Genomic DNA, 10,747 nt, shown 5'->3' on the forward strand with positions numbered 1-10,747 from the left:
GGGTGGGAGCATCGGCGTCCAGAGCCGAAGGAGACGTGCTGCGGACCGTCTCAGGTGAGCCGACCTCCGCGTCCGGCGCGGACCCCGCCGATGCCGGTGACAAGCTCCCCGTACACCACCGCCCCCCGCATCACCCCGTGGTACTACCCCTGTCCCCCTCGGAGCAGGCCGTGGCGACCGCCGCTGCCGCCCGGCTGCTCGCGCCCCTCCTGCCCGAGCCCCTCGACCACGTACTCCTTCAGGCGGACCTGACGGCCGTAGCCCCCGGCCCGCTGCAACGGCCGCTCGCGGACACGCTCGGCGTGCTCGCGGACGTCGAGTCGAAGGGCGGCGCGACGGTGTACCGGTTCACGCCGGCCTCGGTGCGCCGGGCGCTGGACGCCGGTCGGACGGCCTCCGACCTCCAGGCGTTCCTGACGGCGCACTCGCGGACGCCGGTGCCGCAGCCGCTGGCGTACCTGATCGACGATGTGGCCCGCAGACACGGCCACTTGAGGGTCGGCGCGGCGTCGGCGTACGTCCGCTGCGACGACGACGCGCTGCTGAACGAGATCCTCGCGGACAAGCGCTCGGCCGGTCTGCGCCTGCGGCGTCTGGCGCCCACGGTCCTCGCGGCCCAGGCCGACCCGGCGACGCTGCTCGACGTCCTGCGCACGATGGGCTACGCCCCCGCCGCCGAGTCCGCCGACGGCGACGTACTGATCCACCGGGCCGACGCGCACCGGACCCCGCCCCGTACCCCTCCGGAGCCAGTCCCCGACGGCCCTCCGGTCCCGGACGACACGCTGCTGTCGGCGGCGGTCCGCGCCATCCGCGCAGGTGACCTGGCCTCGACCACCCCGCGCAAACCCACCCCGGAGTCGTCCCGCACTACCCCTGGAGAGCTACCGCGCACCTCCCCGGCTGATACCCTCGCCACCGTCCAGGCCGCCGTCCTCACGAACGAGCCCCTCTGGATCGGCTACGTCAACGCCGAGGGCGCCGCCTCCCAGCGCGTCATCGCCCCCCTGCGCGTCGAGGGCGGCTTCGTCACTGCGTACGACCACACGGCGGACGAGGTCCGGACGTACCCCCTGCACCGGATCACGGGGGTGGCGGAGCTGGCGGCGGAGTAGCCCGCCGCTCACCCGGCAAGATCATGCCCGGATGAGGCACACTGGACGTTTGCCCCGTGCGGAAGGGATCCACGTACGTGAACGGTCCTCTCATCGTCCAGTCCGACAAGACGTTGCTGCTCGAAGTCGATCACGAGCAGGCCGACGCGTGTCGTCGGGTGATCGCGCCGTTCGCCGAGCTGGAACGGGCGCCGGAGCACATCCATACGTACCGGGTGACGCCGCTGGGGCTGTGGAACGCGCGCGCGGCGGGGCACGACGCCGAGCAGGTCGTGGACGCGCTCGTGCAGTTCAGCCGGTATCCGGTGCCGCACGCGCTGCTCGTCGACATCGCCGAGACCATGGACCGGTACGGGCGCCTCACGCTCAGCAAGCATCCGGCGCACGGGCTGGTGCTGACCAGCACGGACCGGCCGGTGCTGGAGGAGGTGCTGCGGTCGAAGCGGATCGCGCCGCTGGTGGGGGCGCGGATCGATCCGGACACCGTCGTCGTGCACCCCTCGGAGCGGGGGCAGATCAAGCAGACGCTGCTGAAGCTGGGGTGGCCGGCGGAGGACCTCGCCGGGTACGTCGACGGCGAGGCGCATCCGATCGGGCTCGCCGAGGACGGGTGGGCGCTGCGGCCGTACCAGAAGCAGGCCGTCGAGAACTTCTGGCACGGGGGCAGCGGCGTCGTCGTCCTGCCCTGCGGCGCCGGGAAGACGCTGGTCGGGGCGGGGGCGATGGCCGAGGCGAAGTCGACGACGCTGATCCTCGTCACCAACACCGTCTCCGCGCGGCAGTGGAAGCACGAGCTGGTGAAGCGGACCTCGCTGACCGAGGACGAGATCGGGGAGTACAGCGGGACACGCAAGGAGATCCGGCCGGTCACCATCGCGACGTACCAGGTGCTGACGACGAAGCGGAAGGGTGTGTATCCGCACCTGGAGCTGTTCGACTCGCGGGACTGGGGGCTGATCGTCTACGACGAGGTGCATCTGCTACCCGCGCCGGTCTTCAAGTTCACGGCGGATCTTCAGGCGCGGCGGCGGCTCGGGCTGACGGCGACGCTGGTGCGGGAGGACGGGCGGGAGTCCGACGTGTTCTCCCTGATCGGGCCCAAGCGGTTCGACGCGCCGTGGAAGGAGATCGAGGCGCAGGGGTACATCGCGCCCGCGGACTGTGTCGAGGTGCGGGTCAATCTCACCGACTCCGAGCGGCTGGCGTACGCGACCGCCGAGGCGGAGGAGAAGTACCGGTTCTGTGCGACGACCGCGACGAAGCGGAAGGTGACCGAGGCGATCGTGCGCCGGTTCGCCGGGCAGCAGATCCTCGTCATCGGGCAGTACATCGACCAGCTCGACGAGCTGGGGGAGCATCTCGGCGCGCCCGTGATCAAGGGGGAGACCTCCAACGCGCAGCGCGAGAAGCTCTTCGACGCGTTCCGCGAGGGCGAGATCAGCGTGCTCGTCGTCTCCAAGGTCGCGAACTTCTCCATCGACCTGCCCGAGGCGACCGTCGCGATCCAGGTCTCCGGCACGTTCGGCTCGCGGCAGGAGGAGGCGCAGCGGCTGGGGCGGGTGCTGCGGCCCAAGGCGGACGGGCATCAGGCGCACTTCTACTCCGTCGTCGCCCGCGACACCATCGACCAGGACTTCGCCGCGCACCGGCAGCGGTTCCTGGCGGAGCAGGGGTACGCCTACCGGATCGTCGACGCGGACGAGCTGCTGGCCGAGGACGCCTGAGCGCTCCTCACCGCGCTCCTCACGCGCGGCGCCGGACACCTGCCTCCTCGCCGTACTCTCCGAGGATCATGACGTCGAAGGCGGCGCCGGCGAACACGCGTATCGCGTGAACGGCGTCGCCCAGGCGGTGCCTGTGCGGACTGCTCATCGGGGTCGCACCTGACGGGCGACCGGCGGCCGGAACGGGTGTGAAGGTCGCTGCGCTCATGCATCCATGGTGCGATCCCGGCCATAAAGCGGGCATCACCCCACAGAGCCAACTTTCCCGCCCGTTCCGTAGTACTCAAGAGGGACGGAATTCCTCAGGGGTATTAGGGGTCGGTCTCAGGGTTCCTCCGACAGCACGACGCGATCGCCCGCAGCGGTCGTGCGGCGGAAAAACCATTGGCTCTCGTGCCGGGTGCTCGCCTACAATCTCCGCTCTTGCCGCCTCCCTCGTGGAGTGCCGTCGTCCGGTCGGAAACCGGTCGGCCCCCAGTCGCACCCCATTCGCAGCTCACGCATGCCCGGAGGCACTTCCTTGTCCACGCCCGTGTCCGCCGACGACCCCTTGTTCCGTGAGCGCTCGCATCTGGCCGCGTCCCGTACCGCGCTGCGGGCGATGCGGGAGGACGTGCAGGCGCTGGACATCAAGGATGTGACCGCCAACTGGGTCAACGCGGAAGTGCTAGGCCGCCAGATCGAGGAGCGGATCAAGGCGCTGGCCGACCTGAGCGACACCCCGTTGTTCTTCGGGCGGCTGGACTACCTGCACGCGCCCGGTGTCGAGCAGGCGGAGGGGGCGGACGGTGAGCGCTTCTACATCGGGCGTCGGCATGTGCACGACGGCGACGGCGATCCCATGGTCATCGACTGGCGCGCACCGGTCTCGCAGCCCTTCTACCGGGCGTCGAAGAAGGACCCGATGGACGTCGGGCTGCGCCGCCGCTTCGGGTACACCGGCGGTGACCTCACCGCGTACGAGGACGAGCACCTCTCCGACCCGGCGGAGGCGGCGCGGACCAGCAAGCTGCTCCAGCAGGAGATCGAGCGACCGCGTGTCGGCCCGATGCGGGACATCGTCGCGACGATCCAGCCCGAGCAGGACGAGATCGTGCGCAGCGGCCTCGCGGGCAGCGTCTGCGTGCAGGGGGGTCCGGGGACCGGGAAGACCGCGGTCGGTCTGCACCGGGTCGCGTATCTGCTGTACGCGCACCGCGAGCGGCTCGCGCGGACCGGGACGCTGGTCATCGGGCCGAACAGGTCCTTCCTCCACTACATCGAGCAAGTCCTGCCCGCCCTGGGTGAGTTGTCGGTCCGTCAGGCGACGGTGGACGACCTCGTCGCGCACGTCGAGGTGCGCGGGACCGACGAGGCTGCCGCCGCCGTCGTCAAGGGCGACGCCCGGATGGCCGAGGTGCTGCGGCGGGCCGTGTACGCGCATGTCACCCCGCCCGCCGAGTCCGTGGTCGTGGTGCGCGGGTCGCGCCGATGGCGGGTGCCCGCGTACGAACTCGAAGACATCGTGCGGGAGTTGCTCGACCGCGACATCCGGTACGGCGCGGCGCGCGAAGCCCTGCCGCAGCGGATCGCGCACGCGGTGCTGGTCCAGATGGAGCGGGCCGGAGAGGCGCCGGACGACCGGGTCCAGGACTCGGTGGCCCGCAACAGCGCGGTGAAGGCGGCCGTCAAGGCGATCTGGCCGCCCGTCGATCCGGCGAAACTGGTCCTGCGGCTGCTCGGCGAACCGGAGTTCCTCGCCGAGCACGCGGCCGGGATCCTCACCGACGAGGAGCAGAAGACGATCCTGTGGACCAAGCCCGTACGGTCGGTGAAGTCAGCCAAGTGGTCTGCCGCGGACGCGGTGTTGATCGACGAGGCCACCGACGTCGTCGAGCGCACGCACTCGCTCGGGCACGTCGTCCTCGACGAGGCGCAGGACCTCTCCCCCATGCAGTACCGGGCCGTCGGCCGGCGCTGCACGACCGGGTCCGCGACCGTCCTCGGCGACCTCGCGCAGGGCACCACCCCCTGGGCGACGCGGAGTTGGGAGGAGGCGCTGGGTCACCTCGGCAAATCCGAGGCGGTGGTCGAGGAGTTGACCGCCGGGTTCCGTGTGCCGACGGACGTCATCACCTACGCGTCCCGGCTGCTGCCGCACATCGCGCCCGGCCTCGCGCCCGTCGCGTCGGTGCGGGAGAACCCCGGGTTCTTCGAGCTGCGCGAGGTCTCCGAAGTGGAGCAAGTCGTCGCGGCGTGCGGGGAGTTGCTGCTGCGGGAGGGGTCGATCGGGCTGATCGCCGCCGACCCCCGGATTCCCGTGCTCGCCGAGGCGCTGGGCGCGGCCGGGGTGGCGTACCTCGACCCCGGCCAGGAGACCACGGCCGAGGCCCGACTCACCCTGGTCCCGGCCTCGTTGGCGAAGGGCCTCGAGTACGACTACGTCGTGCTGGACGAGCCGCAGGCCGTGGTGGACGGCGAGCCGGACGAGCGGACCGGGCTGCGGCGGCTGTACGTCGCGCTGACTCGTGCCGTTTCGGGGCTGGTTGTCGTGCACGGGTGTGAACTGCCGGAGCAGCTGCGCCAGTTGGCGTGAGCCATCAGGCGGGGTCGATCGCCCGGCGCCAGACCCGGACCGCTTCCGGCGCCACCGGCTCGGCCCAGCCGTACGGCCGTACGGCCCCGCCGACGTGGAAGGCGTCGACCCCGGCCGCGCGCAGGGCCGGTACGTGCGCCAGGGTCAACCCGCCGCCGACCAGGAGGCGTTGCTCGTACCGGCCCGCCTCGCCCAGCAGCGTCCGCATCCCCTGCTCGACGCCGTCCGGGGAGCCGGCCGTGAGGTACGTGTCCAGGCCCGGCATGCCCGCCAGCGCCTTGCGGACCGCGTCGCGGTCGGCGGCGTGGTCGAGCGCGCGGTGGAACGTCCAGCGGCAGCCGTCCAGTTCGGCGGTGAGCCGCTCCACCGCGCCCATGTCCACGGCGCCTTCGGCGTCCAGGAACCCCAGCACGAACTGGTCCGCGCCGGCCTGCCTGAACTCCCCCGCCGCGCGCACGAGTCGGCCGAGATCACCGGCCGCGAAGCCCGCCGCCCCCCTGAGCATCACGCGGACATCGATGTCCACGGCCGCGCGGACCGCGCCGAACACCGAGAGCGCCGGGGTCAGCCCGTCCGCCGCCATCTCGGAGACCAGCTCGACCCGGTCCGCACCGCCCGACTGCGCCGCGACCGCGTCCTCGGGGGTGAGGGCGATCACCTCCAGGAGCGGACGCGTGCTCATGCGGGGCCTTTCGTCGAGGGGTACCTCCAGCGGGGTACCCCTATAGGTCTAGTCCAATCAGGGTACGTCAGGAGAGGTAGCTCCCGGGTATGACCCCGCCGGGTCAGCCGAACAGGTTCAGCTCCTCCTCCCGTACCCCCACCAATTCGTACGACGTCCCCTCCACCGGCCTCCCCGAGTACAGCCGCATCAGCGTGGCCGCCGGGCCGAGGTAGCGGGCCGGAGGGTGGGTGCCGTCGGAGTGGCCGAGGGTGAGCGGGGCGTCCATGTCGTCGAGGTCGGCCCGGAGGGGGACATGGTCGCGCTGCTGGGTGAGGTACGCGAGGAAGGTCAGGGCATCGGGGAGGACCGGTCCGGCGTAGGCGCCGGGCTCGTTCCACGTCTCGCGGACGTCGCCCGCGTGGATCCACTCGCCGAGCGCGATGGCGTCGAGGCGGCCGGTCGAGGCGGCGAGCAGCGGGCCGACCTCGGTCATGCCGCGTTCCAGTTCGTCGACGATCCGCCCGGTGGGCCAGTCGGCGCGGTCGGCGATGTCGCGGTCGTTGGACTCGGGGGAGAACACGCCCTTCTCCAGCCGGTTCTCCACCACGCGGATCAGGGCGGCGGAGCAGTGCGCGAGGACGTCGCGCACGGACCAGCCCGGACAACCCGCGGTCGGGAGCGCGAAGTCGGCGTCGGGACGGGCGCGCAGGAGGGGGACGAGGATGTCGCGTTCGGCGGCGAGGATGCGGCCGGGGAGTTCGGGGTCGCGGGGTAGCTCCGAAGTAGGGGTCATCCGTCCAACGTAGGGCGTAGGGGGGTACTCGCGCGGCGGGAGAATAGGGGTCATGGTCGATCTCGACGCTCTGCGCTCCCGCTGGCTTCCCGCTCTGCTCGCCGCGCGGGCCGACGACTCCTGCGCCATCGCGCCCCACCGGTACGCCGACAACCTGATCGAGCGCTGGCAGGAGCCCCAGCGCAGGTATCACACGCTGACGCACCTCACGGCGGTACTGGACCGCGTCGACCTCCTGGAGAGCTACGCCGACGACGCCGACCTGGTGCGGCTCGCGGCCTGGTTCCATGACGCCGTCTACCTGCCGGAGCGGTCGACGAACGAAGAGCGGTCGGCGCGGCTGGCGGAGCGGGCGCTGACCGAGGCGGGCGTGCCGGAGCGGGGCGTGGCGGAGGTCGCGCGGCTGGTGCGGCTCACCCAGGGACACGCGCCGGCCGACGGGGACCGCAACGGCGAGGTGCTGTGCGACGCGGACCTCGCGATCCTGGCCTCGGCGCCGGACGCGTACACGGCGTACACGGCCGCCGTCCGGGAGGAGTACGGCTTCGTCCCCGAGGACGTGTTCCGGGCCGGGCGGGCCGACATTCTGCGTCAACTCCTCGGTATGGAAAGGCTGTTCAGGACGCCGTACGGCCAGGAGCACTGGGAGGCGGACGCGCGGCGCAACATCGCCGCCGAACTGGAGGCGCTGACCGGCTGAGGCCCTACGCTCACGTCATGCGGAGAAGTCTTTCGGGCGGAGATCAACTGGACGCGGCCGTCGAGGAGAGCGTCACGCTGCTGCGGTCGCTCGCGGACCGGGACTGGGCGGGCACCCCGGCCTCGGGCCTGGAGTGGAGCTGCCGGGCGACCGCCGAGCACATCGCGTACGAACTCTTCGGATACGCCGCGCAGTTGGCGGGCCGGGTGCAGGGCGGGTACCTGCCCTTCGGGCTCCGGTTCGAGGACGTGACGGCCGACTCCCGGGTGGTGGACGTGATCGGGGCGGCCGGGGCGGTGCTCGCGGCGGCCGTACGGTCCACGCCGCCGCGCGTGCGGGCGTACCACCCGGCGCCGTTCCGGGGCGCGAACCGGCAGGGGTTCGCGGCAATGGGGGTCGCCGAAGTCCTGCTGCACACCCACGACATCGCGCGCGGCCTGGACGTCGGGTACCAACCCGCCCCGGAACTCGCCGAGTTCGTGCTCCAGCGGATCTTTCCCGAGGTGCGTCCGGCGCTCGACCCCTGGGAGACGCTGCTGTGGGCGACCGGGCGCGGCGAACTGCCGGGCCGCACAAGGGTGTTGCGCTGGCGCTGGCACAACAGCCTTGTCCTGCCCACCGATCGGCTCACCCTGGAGTCCGCCACCCCGGCCGTGCTCGCCGAGCTGTGGGTGGGCGGCGACGGCGGGTTCGACTGGCTCGGGGACGGGCCTCTCGACGGGACGCGCGAGGCCGCCGGGCTGGTGTTCTCCTCGTACGAAAAGGGCGTCCTGCGGGCGGAGTTCGGCCTGTTCGTGCTCGTGCGGCGGGCGGACGGGCTGGCGATCGGCAGCCTCGGTTTCCACGCGGCGCCGGACGGCGAGGGCCGTACGGAGATCGGGTACGACGTCGTCCCCGAGGCGCGCGGGAACGGGTTCGCGACGGAGGCGGTGCGAGCGGTCGGGGAGTGGGCGCTCGGGCGTGAACAGGGGGACGTGGACAGCGTGTTCGCCGTCGTCGAGCCCAAGAACCTCGCGTCCAAAGGGGTGTTGGAGCGGGCCGGGTTCGTCGAGGTCGGGACCGATCCGGAGGGGGACGCCTACGAGCTGCGGCGGTACCGGCTCTGAGGGACGCTCGCCTTGCGCCGCCGCAGGCCCGCGCCGTGCAGGAGCCGTACGACCTCGCGGCTGCTGACCTCGACGGCCCCGGCGGCCACCACGTCGGCGTAACGCTGGGCGGGGATGTCGTAGTGATCGCGCTCGAAAGCGCGCGCCGGGACGCCCAACTTCTCGGCGAACGCGTGGAGTTCGTCGTAGGAGACGTCGCTGACCAGGTGGGACCAGAGGCGGCCGTGGCCGGGCCAGGTGGGCGGGTCGATGTAGACGGTCATGAGGACGGCGGTCCGCTCTGGCCGGCGCCGAGGGTGCCGACCGCCGCGACCTTCACGCCGGCCTTGTGGCACACCCAGTGCGGGTCGGGGCCGAGCTCCGGTTCGACGTCCAGCGCGTGCGGGTCGCCCGAGCCGCAGACCGGGCACAGGGGCCAGCGGCCGTACCTCTCCAGTAGGGCGTCCTGTACGTCCTGCGCGACCAGGCCCGCGACGTACTGCGCGCCGTCCGGCCACTGCTCCACCCACCAGCGGCGCTGTACGACCGACTCCTCGACCAGCGACACCACGTCCGCCTCGGCGACCTCGCCCGCGACCAGGTCGGCGAGGACCAGGGCGCGGGCCCTGTGCAGGGCCTGCTCCAGGGGGCTTACGGGGTGTACGGGGTCGGTGCTCATGTCTTCATTGTGCGCACTCTTGACCCTGTCACCGAAACGAAAATATCTTTCAGAGTGTGACCCGTGACGTGAAAGAAATTTTCGGGGGCGCGCTCGCGGCCAAGGTGCGCACGCTCGCTCCCTCCATGACCCGGTCCATGCAGCGGGTCGCCGAGGCCGTCGCGGGGGATCCCGCGGGGTGCGCGGCGCTCACCGTCACGGGGCTCGCGGAGCGGACGGGGACCAGCGAGGCGACCGTCGTGCGTACCGCTCGGGTACTGGGGTATCCCGGGTACCGCGATCTGCGGCTCGCCCTCGCGGGGCTTGCCGCGCATCAGCAGTCCGGGCGGGCTCCTGTGCTGACCACGGACATCTCCGTCGACGATTCTCTCGGCGATGTCGTCAGCAAGCTTGCGCATGCCGAGCAGCAGACGCTGGCCGATACCGCCGCCGGGCTCGATACCGTTCAGCTCGGGGCTGCCGTTTCTGCCGCCGCTGCTGCTCGACGCGTCGATGTTTATGGTGTCGGGGCTTCCGGGCTTGTCGCTCAGGATCTGGTGCAGAAGTTTCTGCGCATCGGGATCGTTGCCCATGCGCACAGTGATCCTCATCTCGCGGTGACCAATGCGGTGCAGTTGCGGGGTGGGGATGTTGCCGTCGCCATTACGCATTCTGGGTCCACGGGGGATGTGATCGAGCCTCTGCGGGTCGCTTTTGAGCGGGGGGCCACCACCGTAGCTATTACCGGGCGGGCCGATGGGGCGGTCACTCAGTACGCGGATCATGTTCTGACCACGTCCTCTGCTCGGGAGAGTGAGTTGCGGCCTGCGGCCATGGCGTCGCGGACCGGGCAGTTACTGGTGGTGGACTGCCTGTTCGTGGGGGTTGCTCAGCGGACTTACGAGGCTGCGGCTCCTGCGTTGGCCGCGTCGTACGAGGCGTTGGCCCATCGGCATCGGTAGACCGTAGGGGTGATCTTTCGTTCGGGCTGCGGGTTGTATGTGGTTGATCGCGCCCCGCAGCGGAGCTGCTGTTAGATACAGCCCCGCGCCCCTTAGGTAGGTGTAGGAACCCTTGGATTGAAAGAGCCGTCTGCTTTATGTCTTCATCTGACCTTCTTTCTCAGCTTTCCGCTCTTCCCACCGAGTCGTTTCGGGCCGACTTCGCTCGGATTGATGAGCTGTCCACGCTTGATATCGCTCGGCTCATGAATCGTGAAGATGCCGGTGTTCCCGCCGCTGTTGCCACCCAGTTGCCTGTTATTTCTGCTGCCATTGATGCCATTGCCCTACGGATGAGGCGTGGGGGGCGGTTGATTTATATGGGGGCCGGGACCGCTGGGCGGTTGGGAGTTCTGGATGCTTCCGAGTGTCCGCCTACTTTCAATACCTCTCCCGGGCAAGTCGTGGGGCTTATCGCCGGTGGGGTGGGGG

General features: G+C 71.0%; 11 protein-coding genes and 1 pseudogene. 7 read left to right on the forward strand and 5 right to left on the reverse strand.

The window, feature by feature from the left end:
* Both AOK24_RS31425 and AOK24_RS31430 read left to right on the forward strand, forming a co-directional pair.
* On the forward strand, positions 1 to 1,115 hold a 1,115-nt coding region (locus AOK24_RS31425), incomplete at its 5' end, for a helicase-associated domain-containing protein (protein WP_240554225.1).
* A gap of 77 nt (positions 1,116 to 1,192) precedes the next feature.
* Positions 1,193 to 2,839: a DNA repair helicase XPB gene (locus AOK24_RS31430; protein ID WP_055723435.1), complete on the forward strand. Its 1,647-nt coding sequence runs from the start codon at positions 1,193 to 1,195 to the stop codon at positions 2,837 to 2,839.
* Between the two features lie 19 nt (positions 2,840 to 2,858).
* Here the strand turns inward: AOK24_RS31430 and AOK24_RS31435 are convergent, their stop codons facing one another.
* A complete protein-coding gene (locus tag AOK24_RS31435) occupies positions 2,859 to 3,047 on the reverse strand; it encodes a hypothetical protein (protein ID WP_079057087.1) in 189 nt (62 codons plus the stop codon).
* 294 nt (positions 3,048 to 3,341) lie between these two features.
* Here AOK24_RS31435 and AOK24_RS31440 point away from each other — a divergent pair, with 294 nt between their 5' ends.
* Positions 3,342 to 5,414 carry a HelD family protein gene (locus AOK24_RS31440; RefSeq protein ID WP_107104092.1) on the forward strand — a complete coding sequence of 691 codons (2,073 nt, stop codon included), beginning with the start codon at positions 3,342 to 3,344 and terminating at the stop codon, positions 5,412 to 5,414.
* 4 nt (positions 5,415 to 5,418) lie between these two features.
* Here the strand turns inward: AOK24_RS31440 and AOK24_RS31445 are convergent, their stop codons facing one another.
* The gene (locus tag AOK24_RS31445; RefSeq protein ID WP_055723429.1) at positions 5,419 to 6,096 is read right to left on the reverse strand and encodes a copper homeostasis protein CutC; all 678 of its coding nucleotides are present in this window, start codon (positions 6,094 to 6,096) and stop codon (positions 5,419 to 5,421) included.
* A gap of 103 nt (positions 6,097 to 6,199) precedes the next feature.
* Positions 6,200 to 6,871, reverse strand: a complete 672-nt coding sequence (locus AOK24_RS31450) for a maleylpyruvate isomerase family mycothiol-dependent enzyme (protein ID WP_055723430.1) — start codon at positions 6,869 to 6,871, stop codon at positions 6,200 to 6,202.
* A 52-nt stretch (positions 6,872 to 6,923) separates the two neighbouring features.
* Between AOK24_RS31450 and AOK24_RS31455 the strand changes: the two genes are divergently transcribed.
* Complete coding sequence (locus AOK24_RS31455) at positions 6,924 to 7,571, forward strand: HD domain-containing protein (protein WP_055723431.1); 648 nt, start codon at positions 6,924 to 6,926, stop codon at positions 7,569 to 7,571.
* Positions 7,572 to 7,588: 17 nt separating this feature from the next.
* Positions 7,589 to 8,677: a GNAT family N-acetyltransferase gene (locus tag AOK24_RS31460; RefSeq protein WP_206191293.1), complete on the forward strand. Its 1,089-nt coding sequence runs from the start codon at positions 7,589 to 7,591 to the stop codon at positions 8,675 to 8,677.
* Here the strand turns inward: AOK24_RS31460 and AOK24_RS31465 are convergent.
* Positions 8,650 to 8,940: a DUF4031 domain-containing protein gene (locus tag AOK24_RS31465; protein ID WP_055723432.1), complete on the reverse strand. Its 291-nt coding sequence runs from the start codon at positions 8,938 to 8,940 to the stop codon at positions 8,650 to 8,652. The two genes, AOK24_RS31460 and AOK24_RS31465, sit on opposite strands and share 28 nt — an antisense overlap.
* Positions 8,937 to 9,335, reverse strand: coding sequence for a hypothetical protein (locus AOK24_RS31470; RefSeq protein WP_055723433.1), 399 nt, complete (start codon positions 9,333 to 9,335; stop codon positions 8,937 to 8,939). The genes AOK24_RS31465 and AOK24_RS31470 overlap by 4 nt, the downstream gene beginning before the upstream one ends.
* A 56-nt stretch (positions 9,336 to 9,391) precedes the next feature.
* Here AOK24_RS31470 and AOK24_RS31475 point away from each other — a divergent pair, with 56 nt between their 5' ends.
* Both AOK24_RS31475 and AOK24_RS46565 read left to right on the forward strand, forming a co-directional pair.
* On the forward strand, positions 9,392 to 10,276 hold the full coding sequence (locus tag AOK24_RS31475) for a MurR/RpiR family transcriptional regulator (RefSeq protein WP_240554226.1): 885 nt from the start codon (positions 9,392 to 9,394) through the stop codon (positions 10,274 to 10,276).
* 137 nt (positions 10,277 to 10,413) lie between these two features.
* Positions 10,414 to 10,747, forward strand: a pseudogene (locus AOK24_RS46565) (N-acetylmuramic acid 6-phosphate etherase); the annotation flags it as partial.

This window comes from Streptomyces niveiscabiei, from assembly GCF_001419795.1.
GTDB lineage: Bacteria > Actinomycetota > Actinomycetes > Streptomycetales > Streptomycetaceae > Streptomyces > Streptomyces niveiscabiei.